Source organism: Steroidobacter cummioxidans, assembly GCF_003104955.1.
Genome location: NZ_LSRW01000067.1, coordinates 1 through 18,857 on the forward strand (window position 1 = coordinate 1; position 18,857 = coordinate 18,857).

Annotated in this window: 15 protein-coding genes and 1 pseudogene; 13 read left to right on the forward strand and 3 right to left on the reverse strand. The window is 61.6% G+C overall.

What is annotated here, in order from left to right:
* Nucleotides 1-521: LysR substrate-binding domain-containing protein (locus tag D0550_RS26175; protein ID WP_116812151.1), on the reverse strand; the 521-nt coding region annotated here is incomplete at its 3' end.
* A gap of 181 nt (nt 522-702) precedes the next feature.
* Here D0550_RS26175 and D0550_RS26180 point away from each other — a divergent pair.
* A complete protein-coding gene (locus D0550_RS26180; RefSeq protein WP_161966056.1) occupies nt 703-1,524 on the forward strand; it encodes an MBL fold metallo-hydrolase in 822 nt (273 codons plus the stop codon).
* Entirely contained in the window at nt 1,521-2,363 is an 843-nt protein-coding gene (locus D0550_RS26185) for an MBL fold metallo-hydrolase (RefSeq protein WP_116812153.1), read from the forward strand. The genes D0550_RS26180 and D0550_RS26185 overlap by 4 nt, the downstream gene beginning before the upstream one ends.
* Before the next feature lie 22 nt (nt 2,364-2,385).
* On the opposite strand, the gene D0550_RS26190 is transcribed toward D0550_RS26185, so the two are convergent.
* A complete protein-coding gene (locus tag D0550_RS26190) occupies nt 2,386-3,840 on the reverse strand; it encodes a hypothetical protein (protein ID WP_116812154.1) in 1,455 nt (484 codons plus the stop codon).
* 96 nt (nt 3,841-3,936) lie between these two features.
* Here D0550_RS26190 and D0550_RS26195 point away from each other — a divergent pair, with 96 nt between their 5' ends.
* From D0550_RS26195 to D0550_RS26245, 11 genes and pseudogenes are all read left to right on the forward strand, one after another.
* Nucleotides 3,937-4,722, forward strand: a complete 786-nt coding sequence (locus D0550_RS26195; protein ID WP_116812155.1) for an energy transducer TonB — start codon at nt 3,937-3,939, stop codon at nt 4,720-4,722.
* Nucleotides 4,723-5,275: 553 nt separating this feature from the next.
* Nucleotides 5,276-5,716 (forward strand): annotated as a pseudogene (locus D0550_RS36165) (TonB-dependent receptor plug domain-containing protein); the annotation flags it as partial.
* Between the two features lie 787 nt (nt 5,717-6,503).
* A complete protein-coding gene (locus D0550_RS26205; protein ID WP_161966058.1) occupies nt 6,504-8,237 on the forward strand; it encodes a TonB-dependent receptor domain-containing protein in 1,734 nt (577 codons plus the stop codon).
* Between the two features lie 193 nt (nt 8,238-8,430).
* Entirely contained in the window at nt 8,431-10,155 is a 1,725-nt protein-coding gene (locus D0550_RS26210) for a DUF1588 domain-containing protein (protein ID WP_161966059.1), read from the forward strand.
* A gap of 18 nt (nt 10,156-10,173) precedes the next feature.
* The gene (locus D0550_RS26215) at nt 10,174-11,508 is read left to right on the forward strand and encodes a DUF1552 domain-containing protein (protein ID WP_116812159.1); all 1,335 of its coding nucleotides are present in this window, start codon (nt 10,174-10,176) and stop codon (nt 11,506-11,508) included.
* A gap of 18 nt (nt 11,509-11,526) precedes the next feature.
* Entirely contained in the window at nt 11,527-12,858 is a 1,332-nt protein-coding gene (locus D0550_RS26220) for a COG4315 family predicted lipoprotein (RefSeq protein ID WP_116812160.1), read from the forward strand.
* 31 nt (nt 12,859-12,889) lie between these two features.
* Nucleotides 12,890-13,951, forward strand: coding sequence for a hypothetical protein (locus tag D0550_RS26225; RefSeq protein ID WP_153067355.1), 1,062 nt, complete (start codon nt 12,890-12,892; stop codon nt 13,949-13,951).
* A 29-nt stretch (nt 13,952-13,980) separates the two neighbouring features.
* On the forward strand, nt 13,981-14,838 hold the full coding sequence (locus tag D0550_RS26230) for a creatininase family protein (RefSeq protein ID WP_116812162.1): 858 nt from the start codon (nt 13,981-13,983) through the stop codon (nt 14,836-14,838).
* Between the two features lie 51 nt (nt 14,839-14,889).
* Nucleotides 14,890-15,993 carry a DUF1028 domain-containing protein gene (locus D0550_RS26235; RefSeq protein WP_206606554.1) on the forward strand — a complete coding sequence of 368 codons (1,104 nt, stop codon included), beginning with the start codon at nt 14,890-14,892 and terminating at the stop codon, nt 15,991-15,993.
* Between the two features lie 120 nt (nt 15,994-16,113).
* On the forward strand, nt 16,114-16,599 hold the full coding sequence (locus tag D0550_RS26240) for a hypothetical protein (RefSeq protein ID WP_116812163.1): 486 nt from the start codon (nt 16,114-16,116) through the stop codon (nt 16,597-16,599).
* A gap of 83 nt (nt 16,600-16,682) precedes the next feature.
* A complete protein-coding gene (locus tag D0550_RS26245; RefSeq protein WP_116812223.1) occupies nt 16,683-17,762 on the forward strand; it encodes a PQQ-dependent sugar dehydrogenase in 1,080 nt (359 codons plus the stop codon).
* Here D0550_RS26245 and D0550_RS26250 read toward each other — a convergent pair.
* Nucleotides 17,707-18,642 carry a helix-turn-helix domain-containing protein gene (locus D0550_RS26250; protein WP_116812164.1) on the reverse strand — a complete coding sequence of 312 codons (936 nt, stop codon included), beginning with the start codon at nt 18,640-18,642 and terminating at the stop codon, nt 17,707-17,709. The genes D0550_RS26245 and D0550_RS26250 overlap by 56 nt on opposite strands.
* Between the last annotated feature and the right edge of the window lie 215 nt (nt 18,643-18,857).

Consider the following 18,857-nt stretch of genomic DNA (forward strand, 5'->3'; position numbering starts at 1 on the left):
GGCTCGGAGATGTGTATAAGAGACAGGTCGTTGGGTTCGGCCAGCGGCCGGCGTGCGTCGCTCATTAGTGAAGGCGCGCAGACCGGAAATACCGGCGCATCCATGAGTCGCTCAGCCAAGACGTCCGTGTAGCCACCGGGCCCGTAGCGGATGCTGACATCGATGCGGTTGCGGACGAAATCGGTGAGCTCGTTGCCGGTCTCGATGCGTAACTTGACGTCGCGGCAGTCTTGGTGAAACCGATGCAGTCTGGGCGCGAGCCATTTGGCGGCGAAGGATTCCATGGTGCTGATGCGCAGATCGGCTGCGATCGGCGCTGTCGCCTTTTCCAATGCCAGATCGAGCTGCCCAAACAACTCGCGCAGCGACGCAGCCAGCCTTTCGCCTTCGGCGGTCAGTTCGACCGAGCGGAAGGCACGACGAAACAGCTGCACCCCGAGATAGGCCTCGAGACGTTTCACCTGTTGGCTGACTGCCGCCGGAGTGACGAACAGTTCCGCGGCAGCTGCTTGGAAACTCAAGCTGCGCCCGGCTGCTTCGAAAGCCCGCAGAGCGTTGAGCGGGGCAGGGTGACGGGGCTTCACGGTCGTTGGAGCTTGCCTGTCAAGTTAGTTTTCCTAACGTAGCTGCGAAAAATATCTCGTTTGTCGGCGCCGCGCGGCATTGGCAATGATGAGCCCATCGACAGCGAGGGCAGTCATCATGAGATTCGAAGAGCTGGGTCCGAACGTACTGATGTTCGTCGGCGACGACTACGAGTCGGTCGCCACGGCATTTCTCGACGGCAGTGACGTACTGCTGGTCGACTCGCTCGCCAGCGTGGCAGATGCGCGCTGGTTGCATGGCGTCCTGTGCGGGCAAATGGGCAAGACTGTGCGTGCAATCGCGGCGACTCACTTCATGAGCGACCACATCGCCGGCATGACACTGTTCCCGGATGCACTGACGATCGCACACCGACACTATCGCCAGACTTTCCTGTCGCAGAATCAGCGGGTCGATGAGCTCTACCGCGAGCCGCAAGTGGTCTTCGACAGCACCATGAAGCTCCGTTGGGGTCAGCACGAGCTGCACTTTCTGCACAATCCCGGCAAGACCATGGACCACGTCAGCGTGGACGTGCCCACGGCCGACCTGGTCTGTGTGGGCGACAACATCGTCGGCAACATAGTCTATCTGTCGAAAGCAGATCCAGTGCTGATTCGGACAGCCATCGGTCGGATACGGCAACTCGGTAGAAGCACGATCATCGGCGGGCACATGGGCAGGTTCTCTGCCGCTGTCCTCGACAACGCGATCCATTATCTGGACCGGTTGCGGGAGGCCGTTATCCGCATCCGTGTCGGCGCGCCGCTGCACGAGGTCGCCGATCGTATTGCCTCGATTGCCATCGAAACCTGTGTGGCGCCATCGGTCGAGCCGGCGTCGTTCGAGCGCCAATGGCATCAGAACAATCTGAAGGTCATCGTCGAGCAGTCGGTCTTCGCGCTCGACGCTTTCGCCTCGCAAGCAGGCAACGCATGAACAAGCACATCCGGCGGCGGGAATTCCTGTCGGCTTGCGCAGGTCTGGCGGGCACGGTGATGTTTCCTGGCAGTCGCGCTGTCGCGGCAGGCAATTCAGGGGGCTTGCGCATCCAACGGTTGGCGTGGGCGGGGATTCGTTTGCAGCTTCCGCAGGCGACCTTGTTCATCGATCCATTGATCAATCCCGACGAGTGGGGAGCCGCGCTCAAGGATCCGCTGATTCCCGTCGACGATGCGATCGGCGATACGTATGTTCTGATCACTCACACTCACGGCGATCATTTCGACGCGAAGGCCGCCGCAGCTGCGCTCTCTAAGGGGGGTGTCCTCGTACACCCGGCAGGAACGAATCCGCTGCCGATTCCGCAAGGTGCGCGCGTTCGACCGAGTGCGCCGTGGGAGCCGCAACTGCTTGGCGACTTCACTGCCACCGCGGTCCCCGCATCCGATGGCTACGGCGACCCGCAGTCGTCCTGGGTCGTGTCTGCGGGCGACCGCCGCATCTTTCATGGCGGCGATACGCTGTGGCACGGTCACTGGTGGCGCATCGGTCGCCAGTTCGGTCCATTCGACGCTGCATTTCTGCCGGTCAACGGCGCGCGTTTCGGCTGGCGTCAGCCGGTCAGCGGCCAGCCCGGCGTGCTAACTCCGGAGCAGGCAGTGGCGGCAGCAACCATCCTGGGCGCGCGCCGGCTGGTGCCCATTCACTACGGAGTCTCGGGCATCCCCGAATATGAGGAGGTTCACGATCCGGTCGGCCGGTTGCGCGAAGCCGCCGACAGGAAGTCGATCGAAGTCCAGTCGCTGGAGCCAGGTGAGTGGCTGGACTGGAAGTAACGAAGAGAGCGCAGGTCGGCGATCACTGTGCACCGTTGCCCAGACCGTCCAAGGCAACGGAGACTGCGTGCGAGATCTTCGTTTCGTCGAGCAGCAGCTTCTCGGGCGGGATTCGGTCGAAATCGCCGTTGATGAACAGTGCAGTCAACTCAATGCCGCCGCGCTTGGAATACAGATGCTGCCCCGAGACATCATCCATGCGGACCAGCAGCGACAGCGCTCTTTGCACGCCGGTATAGGGTTTGCCGTTCCAGCCAGCGGCCGTCGCGAACACGCTTTGTGAGGTTCCATCCCAGGTTGCGTTGCCCTGCAGATCGTACGATGCGCCGACGCGGGTGAACTCCGCGGTCATGATGGCATCCACCGCATGTGTTTCTTTCAGTTGCTGGCTCAGGATTGCATCGGCCGCTTTGGCTTTGTCGGAGAGGGTCTTGCCGGTGATCGGGTCGTAGATGCCGCCGACCTCGGTGGCGGCCGCCTGGGCGGCGCGTGTATAGACGCTGGGCGCAATCACGCGGAAACCCAGCTGTGCCAATCGCTCGCTCAGTTGTTTCTCATAGCGCGCCTTGACCAGTGAGTCGAGCGGGTGTCCCGTGGCGTCGACCGGCTTGAGCGCGACGGTCATGACCTGTTCTTTGATTTGTGCGCCGGACGCGGACGCGGGCAACGCTTCCTGCTCCGCCATGGGCAAAGTGCTGCGGGAAGGGCGCTTGCTGGTAGCTGTGCCGGAGAACTGTCGTATCGGCTCGCGCGAGCCTTTCTGAGTCAGCGGCCAGACGATGACATCGACCGCACGCTGCAGCCGGCCGACATCCTGGAGCGTCGCGGGCACATCGACATCGACAAACTTCTTGTTGACCAGCGCAACGGTCGCGGCGATGCCGCCGTATGCCTCGTAGATGGGTTGGCCCTCGACATTGAAGACCCCGATTTTGAGCGAGATGACGCCGAGGCGCCCGCTGTCGTGGATGCCGAAAGCTCGGTCGAGGCCCGAGAACAAGCCTTCTTTGGCGATCACATCTTCGACCACCCCATCCCAGGTAACGCGCTTGGCGTCCTTGAAAGGCACCTGCCGCGGCTCTAGATGGGCGCGAATGAATCCTCGCACCTGCAGGCGCTCCTGCAATGCCTCAATCGTCCGGCCGATGATCACCTCCCGAACCGGCTCCTTTACGTCACCGGTCAGTGGATCGAACCAGCCGCCGACGATGCCGCGGTATTCGTTCTCGACCGACTGATAGACATCCACGCCGTGGACCTTGAATCCCGCCTTGGTCAACGCCGCGGCGAGCTCGGTGTCGATGCTCGTCGCGATCGACTCGGCACCCTCGATGCTCGGTGCCACCAGGCTTGGCAGCACTGCGATGACCGGCACGGCGTCTCGCAGCTCCTGCGGCGGAACATAAAATTGCGCGTGCGCCGATGGACCGGCCATGGTCAACAGCCACAGCGCCAACATTCGAAACAAAGCACGCATACAGCAGGTCCCTGTTGATGGCGGCGATGTTTATGTCACAAATTTCGGCCGCCGCAGCCGCTACTATGCAATGCTGCAACGATCAGGGAGAAAATAATGAGAACGGCATCAAGATTGCTCGCAGGATTGCTGGCGCTCCTGCTCGCGCATTCGGCCTTGGCCGCTGCTCGCGAGCCGACAATTATCGAGCGCAGCTCGGTTGAATATCCGCCGTCCGCGCGGCGGGCCGGTCACGAAGGCACTGTCACTGTCTCGGTGGAGGTGCTCACTGACGGTTCCGTTGGAACCACGACTGTCGTTACGTCATCCGGCTCGCCCATACTCGACCAGGCGGGGGTGGATGCCGTGCGCGCCTGGCGTTTCGAACCGGCCACCGGCGAGGATGGCAAGCCGATCGCCGGCAGCGTTGCCGTGCCAGTCACATTCAAGCTTACCGACGCCAAGATTACGCCCAACACTGCGCTGAGCGAGTACACCGCGACCACCGAAGCGGGTCGTTTGGGCATGATCTGGATGGCGTATCACCGCTACCAGGGCTTCAATCAGGCGTTCCTGGAGAAATGTGAAGCGCTCGGCGTGAGTACCGCGGCGGCGCGTGCGGTCAATCAAAAACTCAACGCGGAGGCGGATGCCAAGGCCGGCAAGCTGGAGCAACTGCTCAAAATCGCACTCGCCAATAACGGCGCCGATCCCGACCGCCAGCTCGCCGATATGCGGCTGCGGCTCGATACGGATATCAAGCTGCGCACGGCCGAATTGGTTGGCAAGGCGACCGGACCGGACGGGCAACGGCGCCAGTGCGAAGATTTCCTGGTATATCTGAGCCGCATCGAGGGCAGCTTCCGCTTCAGCGACTACTACGAGCGCCTGCTGGCGCTTTGAGAAATCGGCCCAGCATCTATTCCATCGTAGCTAACAAAATCGAAGCGTCAGCCGGCAGAATTTTATAAAGATCGGGCCGCCACCCCATGGCGGCCAGGCCCGCCGCACTCTTTCCGCCGCGGGCTGTATGGGCTTGCCACCGCCGCTCGACTGGCAATTCGTAAAAGATGAACCTGAGCTGATGAAACGATGCTCGGCGGACACTTTTTTTCGGAGAAAGTCACACCGCGCGCTTGTTAGAGTCGACTAACTGGTCATCTCCTGGCTTGGAGGAAAGCCTAGTTCGCTGCTTGGGGATTGCGTTTTCGAACGATGCGGCTGGCGGCTACAGGCCTGCGTAAAACGGTGAAAATCTAACGACCGCCGCTCGTTCCCATGTCATCAGACGATGCTGAGGCTCGTCTTTGTTCGATTGAGAAAAGAAAAGAATCGAGGGGGATTTGAACGTATGAGTTCGACGGTAAACCGGTTTGCCACTAACGGCGTTGCAGTCAATGGCTTGGTAAGGGCGGCGATTCGCACGACCTTGGCTGCGGTCTGCAGCACCCCGCTGATGGCGGGTGGCGCGTACGCGCAGGAGCGGGGCTCGACTAACGATTTGGCGGCCCAGTCGCTCCAGGAAGTGACGGTGACAGGTTCGCGCATCAAGCGGGAAGGTTTCGAGGCGCCGACGCCCGTGGCGGTGATCAGCACCGAGGCGTTGCAGGCCAACGCTACATCGAACCTCGCCGACACGCTCAACACCATGCCGAATTTCCAGGGCAGCGCGACCCCGCAGTCTTCGGTGGTCACGGTGACTTCCGGCACTCAGGCCGTCAACGGCCTGAACATCGGTGGCCTGGGCGTGACCCGTACGCTGACATTGGTCAACGGCCAGCGTACCGTTGGCTCGACCCTGGAAGGCACGGTCGACGTGAGTGAATTGCCACAGCAGCTCATTACGCGCGTCGATGTGGTGACTGGCGGCGCCTCCGCCAGCTACGGTTCGGATGCGTTGACCGGCGTCGTCAATTTCGTGCTCGACACCAAGTTCACTGGCTTCAAGGCCGAAGCGTCTGCCGGCACGACCAACTACAGCGACAACGACAACTGGAAGGCATCGCTCACCTACGGCACGACCTTCGCCGATGGGCGGGTTCATCTCATCGTCAGCGGCGAAGCCAGCGACGATGAAGGCCTGCTGGTCGCCAAGCGGCCCTGGAACAATTACGGCTATGGCTTCGTCAACAACCCGGCCTTTACCGCGACCAACGGTGAGCCGCGGCTGATCTACAAAGATCAGTTCAGCCTGGCCACGGCGTCCTGGGGCGGCATCATCAACAACACCCGCGGTCAGATCGGCAGTTTCCAGCCGGGACACACCATCATGTTCGGGCCCAGCGGGCAGCAGATTCCGGTCGAGTACGGATCGCTCATCAGTGGCGCGGTGATGTCGGGCGGGGACTGGAACAATCCGCTGCTGCAGGTTGGCAACCAGAAAGGTGGCGCTGGCCTGACGCCCGATCAGCAACGCCAGAATCTGTTTCTACGCACCAGCTACGATCTGGAAGGCGGCGGCCAGGTTTTTACTTTTTCAGGCTTCCTACGGCCACCTGGAGTCGTTCTCGGCCAGCGTGCCGGTGTTTTACAAGCTGAGCTGGAACGTTCCCGGCGACAACGCCTTCATTCCGGCAAATATCGCCACGGCCGCCGGCTGCAATACCAGCAGCAGCGCGGCGTGTTTCAACTTCGGTACCATCAATGGCGATATCGGCGGCCAGCATCCCATCACCGAGCGTTCGGTGTATCGCTTTCTGACCGGCATCGATGGCGGCTTCAATCTGATGCAGACCGATTGGACCTGGGACGCCTACGTTTCCTACGGCCGCAGTACGCAGCACGTGATCTCGGGCAACACCATCAACCAGGTCAAGTACGACATGGCCATCGATGCGGTCCGCGATACGAATGGGAACATCGTGTGCCGTTCGACGCTGACCAATCCGGGCAATGGCTGCGTGCCGCTGAACTTGTTCGGCATCGGCGTGGCGAGTCCGGAAGCGCTTGCCTACGTCGGTGGCAATCCATGGAGCGCGGCGGAGCTGCGGCAGCTCGTGGGAGCCGTCAACTTCCAGGGTACGCCCTGGCAGGGATGGGCCGGTCCCATTTCGCTGGCCTTTGGCGTGGAACACCGCCGTGAGGAGACCGATGCCTCCGCCAATGACTTGGAGCGCGCGGCGCCAGGCGTATGCGCCCCCGGTTCGACCAAGTCCGATGGCAGTTGCTGGTTCCTGGCCGCGGGCTTGCCGTATTCGGGTTCGTTCGCTGTGACGGATGTGTATCTGGAGACCAATGTGCCGCTGGTCAAGGAGCTGCCGTTCGCCCGGGCGCTGGACTTGAGTGTGGCCGGGCGCGGGACCTACTACGATACGTTCGGTTCGACCGGCACCTGGAAGCTGGGCTTGAACTGGAATCCGTTCGACGATCTGCGTATCCGCATGGTGCGCTCGCTGGATATTCGCGAGCCGACGCTGATCGACATGTACCAGGGCGGTACCACCACGTCGAACAACATCACCGATAAGCGCGTCAACACCTCGAACATCACCTTCCAGTCCACCAACACAGGCAACCCGGATCTGCAGCCTGAGCGTGCGACCAACTCGATCGTCGGGTTCGTGTATCAACCGTCCTGGTTGCCGCGGTTCAACTTCTCCGTCGACTATTACTGGATCGAGATCGAGCGGGGCGTGAACACCCTGTCGGCGCAACAGACCTACGATTCCTGTGTGATGGCAGGGGTTCAGGCGGCTTGCGACGCGTTCACCGTGAGTGGTTATCACCCTGTCACGGGTGCCGACGGAGTCGTGTACCAGGTCCCGGACCAGATCACTGGCATGAGACTGGTGCCGCACAATTCGAACGGCCGCAAAGCCGAGCGCATGGAGATCGCAGCCAGCTACCGGATGTCGGCGGACTCCATCATCAGCGGCTGGAACGGCAACCTGGCCTTCCGGGGTTCGGCAACGAATTACATCAAGGACATCGAAGACGGTGGCATCCCGTACGTGCTGCCCAACGACCGGATTGGTAACAACTTCAGCGGTGGTCTGCCGCACTGGAAGTACCAGCTCCAGGGTATGTACTCGCTGGATCGCTTCAGCACGACGCTCACCATGCGCGGTGTGAGCTCCGGCGTTTACAACAACCTGTGGATCGAGTGCCAGACGAACTGCCCGACATTCCCAGGCGGTCCGGCGGGATCGCAGGCGGCGGTCGATGCGGCAAACTACGTCACCACCACCAGAAATCACATTGCCGGTGCGATCTGGTGGGACTTGGGCGTGAACTACAAGCTCGGCTTCGAGAAGAGTGAGACGGAGTTGTTCTTCAACGTCCGCAACCTGTTCGACAAGGATCCGGCCATCGCCGCGCGTCAGCAGTCCGGAACCGGCTGGGACTTCTCGCCGTCGAACAGCGCGCTGTACGACGTGCTTGGCCGCTTCTACCGCGCAGGCTTCCGTGTGCAGTTCTGAAGCGTGATGTAATGATGTAGTTCAAACGTCCCCGCGCTGCGAACCAGCGCGGGGCGTCTGCGAGGGATGCCGAGCAGTGTCATTGATAATTTGGAGTCGTGCTGTCGAGCACGGCGGAGGGGCGTAGGTGCAATCGAATCAAACTCGACGGACCCGATTTTCGCGGTTGTTGGGCGGTGTGTTCTGGATGGGGATGACGAGTGCGCTCGTCCTCGGCGTCGCGGGATGTGCCAACTACATGACGGAGCAGGGCTCCGCCGATACCCAGCCGGCTGCGGACTTGGGACCGATGGATGCCGCCAGCGTACCTCGCGCGCGTTTCATGACAGCGCAGCAGTACGCCAACATGATCAGCGATGTGTTCGGTAGTGATATTCAGATCGGCACGCCCATCCCGCCGCTGATGCGCTCTCCAGACGGCCTGCTGGCTACCACGGCTGGCTCGGTGGGCATCCCCGGTGGCCAGTTGATGCAATTGCAGCGTACGGCCACCTCCATCGCGCATCAGGTCGTCGACAAAGGCGACATCGGTAAGGAGCTGCCGGCACACCGTTCCTATCTCGTACCGTGCAAGCCGAAGGCGGAAAACGCGCCTGATGACGCCTGCGCGGCGAAGTTCATTCGTTCTACCGGCCGGCTGCTGTTCCGTCGTTCGTTGGACGATGCGGAGGTGGCCGATTGGGTCGGCAAGGCGCGTGAAGGCACCGGGCATCTGAAAGATTTCTACGCCGGCCTGGCGAGCGTGCTCGAGGGCATGCTGATCGATCCGATGGTGCTGTTGGTTGTGGATACCACCGAGCCGGATCCGGCGCGTCCCGGACAGCGCCGTCTCGATGCGTACTCACTGGCCTCGCGCCTGTCCTTCTTCCTTTGGAATTCCGTGCCCAACGATGCGGTATTGAAGGCAGCCGAAAGCGGTGAGATTCAAACGCCCGCCGGTCGTGCCCGCGTGGTCGAGATGATGCTGGCCAGCCCACGCCTGGAACACGGCGTGCGCGCGTTCTTCGACGATATGCTCCACTACGACCAGTTCGACTCTCTGGCGAAGGACGGCATGGTCTACTCCAGGGAAAGCGGCGCCGTGTTGAAGGACGCTCGCGAGCAAACATTGCGCACGGCGTACGACCACCTGGTGGTGCGCAATCGCGACTATCGAGCTTTGTTCACCACCCGCGACACCTTCATGTCGCCGGCACTGGCGTCGGTCTACAACGTCCCCGCAGTTCCGGGCTGGGCGCCTTATTCCTTCCCTGAGAACAGCCCTCGGAAGGGCATCTTGAATCAGATCAGCTTCCTGGCGCTGAATTCGCATCCCGGTCGCAGCTCGCCAACCCTGCGTGGCAAGGCACTGCGCGAGACGTTGCTGTGTCAGGTGGTGCCGCCACCGCCGCCAAATGTCGATTTCTCGGCGGTCGAAGATCCGGATGCGAACTTGCACACTGCACGTGAGCGTCTGACGGCCCATCGCGCCAATCCCGTGTGCGCGGGCTGCCACAAGATCACCGATCCCATCGGCCTGGCGATGGAGAACTTCGACGGAGCAGGACAGTATCGGACCAGCGAAAGCGGTGTGACGATCGATGCCAGCGGCAGCCTGGACGGTAAGGAATTCAACACTCCGCAAGGTCTTGCGGATGCCCTGCACGATCATCCGGGATTGCCCACCTGCCTGGTCAAGCGCATGTACGGCTACGGGGTGGGGGCTCTGACCACCGACGTCGATAAACCGCAACTGGCCTATCTCAACGAACGTTTCGCAGCGTCCGGCTATCGGGTTCCCGATCTGCTGCGGGCCATCGCGTTGAGTCCTGCCTTTGGAAATGTTGCCGAACGACCCGCCAAGCCGCTGCCGGCGATCAAGACAACCCATCTCATCAACAGCCAGGGTCTCGCGGCCCCCGGTTCTGTCGCTCAGTAAGCTTCAGGAGATACTCGAATGACACATATCACTCGACGCCGTGTACTGCGTGGCATGTTCAATGGCACGGCGGTGGCCGTCGGCCTGCCGCTGTTGAATTGTTTCCTGAACGATAACGGCACCGCGCTGGCCAGCGGTGCGCCCATCCCACAGCGCTTCGGCACCTGGAGCTGGGGCTTGGGCATGAGCAAGTCCATTTTCGTCCCGAAGAAGACCGGTCCCGGTTTCGATCTGCCCGAGGAGATCGAAATGTTCGCGCCGATCCGGGACAAGATGAACCTGTACACCAACTACAACGCTTATCGCGACGCTGCGCCCAACCTCTGTCACACCACCGGTTGGGTCATTCTTCGCAGCGGCAGCGCGCCGTTGAATCAGAATGCAAAACCCGGCGAGACCCTCGACGTCACCGTCGCCAAGAAGATCGGTACGACCACACGCTTCCCGATGCTCACCGTGACGGCCACGGGCGATCCGCGCGATACGCAAAGCTATGAGAGCGCCACTTCGGTGAACAACGCCGAAGGCTCGCCGCTGGCGTTGTATTCGAGCCTGTTCGGTGCCGATTATCAGGATCCCAACGCCAAGGACTTCACGCCCAGCCCGAATATTCTGGTGCGCAAGAGCGTGCTCTCCAGCGTCAGCGAAGACGCCAGGAAGCTGATGAATCAGGTGGGTGCTGAAGATAAGGCTCGCATCGATCAGTACTTCACCAATCTGCGGGAGCTCGAGCGTCAGTTGGATCGGCAGTTGGAGAAGCCCGAGCCGCGGGAAGCCTGCGTCAAGCCCAAGCTCCCGCCGGAGCTGGCCACCGGTGTGGACCATCAGTTGGTGTCGCAACGGCATCGCTTGTTCACCGACCTGCTGGTCATGGCCGTGGCCTGCGATCAGACCCGCGTGTTCAACGCGACCTACTCGAAGTCGTTCTCGTCCACGACCAAGTCGGGCTATGAGAAGCCGCACCACACGGCCTCGCACGAAGAGCCGGTGGATCCGAAGCTGGGTTATCAGCCCATGGTGTCCTGGTTCCTGCGGCGTGGCTTCGAGGAGTGGGTGTACTTCATCGAAGCGTTCTCGAAGGTCAAGGAAGGCGACGGAACCCTGTTGGACAACATGCTGATTTATGCGTCCACGGATCAGTCATTCGCCAAGATTCACTCCATCGACGGGCTGCCGATGTTCTCTGCCGGCAGGGCCGGCGGCAGAATCAAGACCGGCCTGCACATCGACGGCGGCGGCACGCCCGGCACGCGCTTGGGGTACACCATGATGAAGACATTGGGCGTCGACATTCCCTCCTGGGGGACGCAGTCGAACAACACCTCGAAGGAAATCAGCGAGATTCTGGTCTGACTTCGAAGGGATGAGCACATGAGACTGACAGTTGCAGTGACAGGAATCCTCCTGGCGTTGGGCATCGGCAGCGCGTCGGCGGCGGAATCGTCCGCCCGCGAACCGTATGTCGATGTGCCAATGCCACCGGGATTCAAGGTGGTTGCCACCGAGCTGGAAGGGCCGGTGTTCGCCGACTCGCGGGGCCGCACTTTGTATAAGTGGCCCATTGCCTCGTTGCGTAACGGGTATGCAGGCGATCCCAAGGACAAGTCGGCTTGTGAGGATGTGGTCACCACCAAGACGGGCGGTTACATGAGCCCTTATCCAGGCGGCTTGGACCTTCCGGATCTCGATACGCGCAAGAGCTGTGTGGCGCTGTGGCCGCCGGTAGTCGCGGATGCGAAGGCCAAGCCGGTGGGCGATTGGACCATCATCAAGCGCAGCGATGGCAAGCTGCAATGGGCCTATGACCATCAGCCTCTGTACACCTCGCACCTCGACCAATCTTCTGGGGACACGCTGGGCGGCACCGGCCTGTTCCGCAGGGGCGGCGATACTCCAGCCGAGCGGATGCCAGTCGGCCCGCCGACGGCCATGCCGCCGGGCTTTCGCGTCGAGGGCACGCTGAACGGCCGGCTGCTGGTGAATGACAAACGTTACTCGGTGTATGTCTCCGACGCGGATGGACCGAACAAGTCCAACTGCACCACTGAGATTTGTTTGCAGCGCTGGCTGCCCATTCTGGCTCCCGAAACGGCGCAGCCGCAGGGAGAGTGGTCGGTGGTCGAGCGCTCGCCGGGCGTGCGGCAGTGGGCGTTCCGTAAACAGCCGCTGTACACCCACATCCGCGACACTCGCGTCATGAGCTATGACGGCAGTGACGAGCCGGGCTGGCACAACGTGTACGCGCAGTCGGGACCTCGGTCTCCAAAGTCATTTACCGTTCAGAACACGACCTATGGTGATGTGCTTGCCGATCGTAACGGCAAGACGGTGTATTTCTACACCTGCGGGGATGACTCGGCAGACCAGTTGTCCTGCGATACCTTGGACAGTCCACAGCAATACCGCATGGCCATCTGCGGCGGCGGCGATCGGGCACGTTGCCATGAACTGTGGCATTTCGTGCAGGCTGCAGCCGGCGAGAAAAGCGACAGCCGGGTATGGTCGATCATCTCGGTTGATCCCACAACCGAGCGTCAAGTGTCTGCCGGGCAGGCGGGTTCGGTGCGTGTCTGGGCCTTCCGCGGCCGGCCGGTGTACACCTATTCGGGCGACCAGCAACCCGGCGAATTCCGCGGTCACTCGATGGGCGAGTGGCAGGGGCGCCGCAACGGTTTCCGGGCATTTTGGCTACGGGTGATCTGATATGAGGCTCGTTATGAACAAGACGTGCGGAATGTTCGCGGCGCTGGCGGCGACGAGCCTGGCAGCCAACCTGGCCTTGGCAGATGGCAGCGGGTCGATCGCAGACACGCGCACCATCGGCTACGTCACCACGGACCTGCACTGGGCGTTTCACCACACCCAGGATGTGGACAAGGACTGCCCGGAAGGGTTGGCCGGCTATGGGCCGCGCGAAACGTTCAAGGAGCTCTATCCCAACGGTGGCCCGGTCGAAAAGACCCAGCTCGCCCGGGAGAGCCTGAAGTTCTTCCCCAACGACAAGGAAATGCAGTTCCCCTACATCTTTGCCAAGGGAACGCTCGGTGAGGGCGTGAACCTCGATGGCAAGGTCGGACCGAACGACTATGTCAGCGCCTCGGGCGAGCAGGGCATCGATAACGCGCTGCAGAAGGTGCTCGGCTGCAACGCGCAGTTCCGCCGGCCCGAGGGCCAGCTGCAACTGTTCGGGAACAAGTTCGTGCGCACCTCGACCTGGAATCGCACGCTGATCGAGATCACCAACGTCGACAGTCTGGCCAGGTCGGACAACGTTGCAGTGACCATCTATCGAGGCCGCGATCCGGTATTGCTGGACGCCACGGGTGAAGGTGTGGCTCCGGGCGGCACTCAGCGCATCGATATGCGCTGGGGCAAGCCGATCATTCAGCACCTGAAGGGCAAGATTGTCGATGGCGTGCTGACCACCGAGCCGATCAAGCAAGGTATCTATCCTTGGGCGATCTATAATGACGTGCCGACGCTGCTGAACTGGCGCGACATGCGTCTGAAGCTGACCCTTACCCCCGAGCGGGCAGATGGTCTGATTGCCGGCTACATGGACGTGGAGAGCTACTATACGTGGCTGATCGCCTGGTCCACGCACCACCTGTCTTACGGGCGTCTGGATCCGGCGGAGTTCTACTGGGCGTTGCGCAAGATGGCCGATGCCTACCCGAACGAGAAAGGCGAGATGACTGCCATTTCCTCGGCGCTCGAGGTCAATATGGTCCAGGCATTCATTTCGCACCCCGACGCCACGGCAGGCGACCAGAAGATGACGGATGCAAGACGTTGAAGTTGATTGACACGAGGAATTTCTGAAACATGCATCGTTATCGTAGTGCGCTCGTTGCTTTGACTTTGTTGTCCGGTGTTGCCGTCATGCAGGCAGAGCCTGCACGCGCGGCCGCGGCCAGCACCTCGGTTGAGCTCGAATACATGACGTGGCCGGAAATCAAAGCGGCCCTCGCGGCCGGCAAGACCACGGCGCTTTTCTATACCGGTGGCGTTGAGCAGCGTGGCCCGCAGAACGCCACCGGCGGCCACAACATGATGGCGCGTCCCATTGTGAAGGCCATCGCCGAGAAGCTCGGCAACGCCATCGCGATGCCAGTGTTGCCGTTCTCGCCAACGGGCATGTCGGCCGACTTGCCCGGCAGCCTCGATCTGCCAGCGGAATTGCTCGGCACCGTGCTGGAGCGTCTCGCCGAGGACGCCATCGTCAACGGCTTCAAGACTGTCATTTTGATGGGCGACAGCGGTGGCGGTCAGGGACCGGACGGTGTCTACGCGGCCGTCGCGAAGAAGCTGGACGAGAAGCACAAGGCCAGCGGCGTGCGCGTGTTCTACGCGGACGAGAGCTACACCAAAGCCAATCGCGAGTTCAGCGACATCCTGGTCAAGGAAGGCTATCCGGCTGGTGCGCACGCCGGCATCCTCGACACTTCGTTGATGATGTATCTCGATACTGAGAATAAATACGTGCGCCGCGATCAGATCGCCAATTCGTTGGGCGATCCTGTGCGCCCGCGCGGTCAGAAGCCCGATCCCGGCTACAAGCCGTTGAACAACGGCATTACCGGCGACGCCCGTCGCTCGAGTGCGGAGATCGGCAAGCGGTTCTTCGATCACAAGGTCGAGACGGCGGTGAAGCAGATCAAGGCGCTGCAGGCCAGCAGCTAAGCCTTGCACCAATGTGACATGCCGGTACATCGAACACGGGCGGATAGTTGAATGAGAGTGAGATCGCGCGTGTTCGAGTTGGCCCTGCTGCTGGCTGCGGCGGCAGGGATGGGGGCGTCAGGGCAGGCGCTGGCACAGACCATCAATGTGCCGTGGGATGAGGCGCCGTCGAATCCAGATCGCTGGTTCTCGACGTTCTCGATCATCGCCTACGATCCCGAGACTCAGGAGTTGGGCGTCGGCGTGCAGTCACGCGCGTTCGGCGCCGGCGCCGCTGTACCTTATGCCGTTGCCGATGTCGGTGCCGTTGCCACGCAGGCGGCGGCAAACCGGCTCTATGGCCCCAAGGCGATCGAGCTGCTGAAGCAGGGGCTAAGCCCGGCAGAAGTCGTCAAGCGTCTCACCGACGAGGATCCAGGCCGAGACACGCGGCAGCTCGCGGTCATCAATGCGAAGGGCGAGTCTGCCGTCTATACGGGCAAGCGGGTCCTCGATCGCAACTCCGACAAAGCAGATCCCCTCCATCTGGGCGGCTATGCAGGCAGTGTGACCGGCAAGACTTTCTCCGTGCAAGGAAACACGCTGGCCAGCGAGGATGTGGTGAAGAGCATGGCTCGCGCCTACGAACAGAGCAAAGGAACGATGGGCGAGCGGCTGATGGATGCGCTCGACGCGGGCCAGGCTGCCGGAGGAGATACGCGGGGGATGCAGTCGGCCGGCTTGCTGGTGGTGCGTCCGGTGAAGCCCGGTTCGAACGAGGTCAACGAGCGCATCGTGGATCTCAGAGTCGATGATGCTGTCGATCCCTTCAAGGAACTGCGCCGGCTGCTGAACATCAGTCTGGGAACACCCCGCAAGCTCACCGACAGTTCCGCTGAGCTCGCCAAGGCCGGCAAATTCGACCAGGCCATCGAAGCACAAAAGAAGGCGCTGGAGATTCAGCCGAACAGCGATGTCTTTCACTATGCGCTGGCACAGCGCTATGCACAGGCTCAGCGGCCGCTGCAAGCGCTCGTACCACTTCGCGAAGCCATCCGCCTGCACCCCAATCTGGCCCGCCAGGCCATCACGGATCCGTTCTTCGCAGCGCTTCAGGACAACCCTGAGTTCAAGCGCATTGTCGCGATGGCAGGGCAGTTCTCCGGCGGGAAATAACATCCAAGCGCCGGAGCCCGCCGTAGCTGCGTAGGCCGCTGATCGCGGCTGCTGCCGGAAAAATCCAATACGCCGGCCGCGGTGCGGGCAATGATTGCAGGCATTGCTCGGGGAGCCGCAATGCCAGTCAACCGCTTCAGCCGTATCGTCTTCGCCTTCTTCGTGGCGGCAGGCGTTGGCTATCTGCTTGCGTCGATTGCGTTCACTGCGGCGAATCTGATCCGTCTGAGCGAAGTCGGCGCGGAGATTTCCCTGGCGGACGCCATGCGCACCGTTTGGTTCGATCTTCGCGGCCTGGCGCCTTCCTTGCTATGGACTCAGTACGGCAGCCTGATCTTCATCGGGCTGGCGATTGCATTCCCGGTCGCCGCGTTGCTGCAACGTCTGGCGATCCGCGCCAACGTCACCACGATTGCGCCATTCCTTTATCCGCTCGCAGGTGCCACGGCGATGGTCGCGATTCTGGTGCTCAGTTTCCAGGAATATGAGGTTTACGCGTTCGCTGGAGCACGCGGCTGGTTGGGAAACCTCGCTCAATGTTTCGCGGGCGCATGCGCCGGTTATCTGTTTCATCTCCTCGGTTCGCCATCGGAGGCACGTCCTTGATTCCACCTTGTTCGTTGTCACTTGCTGCCTTGGCAAGTGTGGCCGTCGCGACCGGCGCTGCCGCCAGTGATGTTGCCCACGACATGCAAGTCGAAGTGTTCTCGCAGGGCTTCGACGCACCGTGGGGATTCGAACTGTTGCCGGACGGTCGTGCATTGGTCACCGAACGTACTGCGGGACTGACTCTCCTGGCTGCCGATGGCGCGCGCCTCGCGACAATCGAAAATGTGCCGCCATCGTTCGTCAAATTGCAGGGCGGCCTGTTCGATGTGGTCGCGCATCCGCAGTTCGCGACGAATTCGACGCTGTATCTCTCGCTCGCGCATGGCACCCAGAAGCACAACACCACTCGAGTGGTTCGCGCGGTGCTACGGGACAACGCTCTGGTCGATGTCACCGTCATCTTCGACTCCACGCCGAAGGGTACGGCCGTGCACTACGGAGGGCGACTCGCGTTCATGCTCGACGGCACGCTGCTGGTGACAACGGGTGAGGGCGCGGACTATCGCGAACACGCGCAGCGTTTGGACAGTCTGCTGGGTAAAGTGATCCGTCTGAATGACGACGGCACCATTCCCCAGGACAATCCGTTCGTCGGTCGTGACCAGGCCCAGCCGGCCATCTGGTCGTACGGACACCGTAACCCGCAAGGCTTGTGCGTCGATGCGAAAACGGGATCCGTATATGTCGCCGAACACGGTCCACGCGGCGGCGACGAAGTGAATTTCATCGAGAGACAGGCCAACTACGGATGGCCGATCGCCACTCACGGCATCGACTATCCCGGCTCGCGTATCTCGCCGTTCGACTCATACCCCGGAATGCGCGAGCCGCTAGTGTACTGGACGCCATCCATCGGCGTGGGCGGCGTCGCTGTCTATCGCGGGGAAATGTTTCCAGAGTGGGACGGCGACATTTTCATCACCGCCCTGGGTGGCAGGCATCTGCGCCGCATCGATGTGGCCGGCGCCGAGGTGGTCAAGCAGGAGCGGCTGTTGGAAGATTTGCAAGCGCGTTTCCGCCAGGTTGAAATCGGCCGCGACGGTGCGCTCTATGTCGTGGTCGAGTCGATCGGCGACCGGCCGCACTCCGGGCGGATCTTGCGAATCACGCGGCCGATACGTCCCGCGCCAACAGTAGATTCGTCACGTCCGTCGACGTAGAGAGGCGTTGCGCGGCCACCTGTCTCGGCGATGATCCGGTGAAGAAACGAAACTCGCGGATGAAATGCGACTGGTCATAGTACCCTTGGAATGGGTCTGCGCCGCCCGTCGCATTGCTTTGACTATCTGGCTCGGCCGTGCAGCGTTGCAGGAATGCTCGATATGCAAGCTTGAATCGTACGATCCGGCAGTAGGCTTTCGCGGACATGCCCGACCATGCGATGAAGTGGCGCTCCATCGTGCGGGGATCGACACCGTATTCCTCAGCGGTGCGCGTTAGTGACGTGCATCCGCGGTCGATACGAATCCGGTTTATCAAACGCTCCACGAGTGAGTTTCGAGCGCGCATCGCCTCCCGCCTGCCGAGCAGGAAACGATCCAGCCGTGCGCCGATCTCTCGAGCCCCAGAGCAGACGGCCAACTCATCTTCCAGCGCGAGCAACCCGCGATCGTTCACATCGCGCAAGTCCACCGTGCGGTCGCGCAGATCCGTCAATGGCACGCCGATCATTCCTCGCAGACAGCCAGGTTCGAGCTTTACGCCGATCACTCTGATACGACCCTTGTCGCGGGTCACGATGGAACGGCTGCGTCCTCCAATCACGTAGCTGTGCCGCATGTTCGCTACAGAGGAAGATGTATCGAGTGGGTGACGCTCATAGCCGGCGCCGAAGACGAACACAATCTCCGCGTAGCCGTCGGGCATGTGCAATTCAAGCTTGTCGATGCTGCGCTCCGTCACGTCGGTGACGAAATACGACTTCACATCAGAGCGCAGCGATGCGTGTGGCTGTAACAGCCAATAGCTCATCTCGCCGCGCACGAGGGAGGGCGCAACTGATTGGTGCACGGTGAGCATTCGATCAGTGGAGCGTCGCATGCGCGAATCATAGGACGGAGGTGCAGGACGCTTCAACGGCTACTTTCCGCCGATGGGCAGGCTGAGAATCGGCAAGTTTCTGCCGAGTTTCATGCTCCCGACTTCGGTGCGTGCGCTTTCACATACGTGGCATGCGGATTGCACCCTCGCTCGTCGGGCACAGACGAACGCAGCCAGCTGGGCCGAGGAGGACTCAGGTTGGAGGCCAGCCGCAG

Bases quoted from the DNA above. Each gene is read 5' to 3' on its own strand.
- D0550_RS26235 (WP_206606554.1), top strand. From the start codon at position 14,890: ATGAGAGTGAGATCGCGCGTGTTCGAGTTGGCCCTGCTGCTGGCTGCG.
- D0550_RS26195 (WP_116812155.1), top strand. From the start codon at position 3,937: ATGAGAACGGCATCAAGATTGCTCGCAGGATTGCTGGCGCTCCTGCTC.
- D0550_RS26230 (WP_116812162.1), top strand. From the start codon at position 13,981: ATGCATCGTTATCGTAGTGCGCTCGTTGCTTTGACTTTGTTGTCCGGT.
- D0550_RS26240 (WP_116812163.1), top strand. From the start codon at position 16,114: ATGCCAGTCAACCGCTTCAGCCGTATCGTCTTCGCCTTCTTCGTGGCG.
- D0550_RS26245 (WP_116812223.1), top strand. From the start codon at position 16,683: ATGCAAGTCGAAGTGTTCTCGCAGGGCTTCGACGCACCGTGGGGATTC.
- D0550_RS26180 (WP_161966056.1), top strand. From the start codon at position 703: ATGAGATTCGAAGAGCTGGGTCCGAACGTACTGATGTTCGTCGGCGAC.
- D0550_RS26210 (WP_161966059.1), top strand. From the start codon at position 8,431: ATGACGAGTGCGCTCGTCCTCGGCGTCGCGGGATGTGCCAACTACATG.
- D0550_RS26215 (WP_116812159.1), top strand. From the start codon at position 10,174: ATGACACATATCACTCGACGCCGTGTACTGCGTGGCATGTTCAATGGC.
- D0550_RS26225 (WP_153067355.1), top strand. From the start codon at position 12,890: ATGTTCGCGGCGCTGGCGGCGACGAGCCTGGCAGCCAACCTGGCCTTG.
- D0550_RS26190 (WP_116812154.1), bottom strand. From the start codon at position 3,840: ATGCGTGCTTTGTTTCGAATGTTGGCGCTGTGGCTGTTGACCATGGCC.
- D0550_RS26250 (WP_116812164.1), bottom strand. From the start codon at position 18,642: ATGCGACGCTCCACTGATCGAATGCTCACCGTGCACCAATCAGTTGCG.
- D0550_RS26185 (WP_116812153.1), top strand. From the start codon at position 1,521: ATGAACAAGCACATCCGGCGGCGGGAATTCCTGTCGGCTTGCGCAGGT.
- D0550_RS26220 (WP_116812160.1), top strand. From the start codon at position 11,527: ATGAGACTGACAGTTGCAGTGACAGGAATCCTCCTGGCGTTGGGCATC.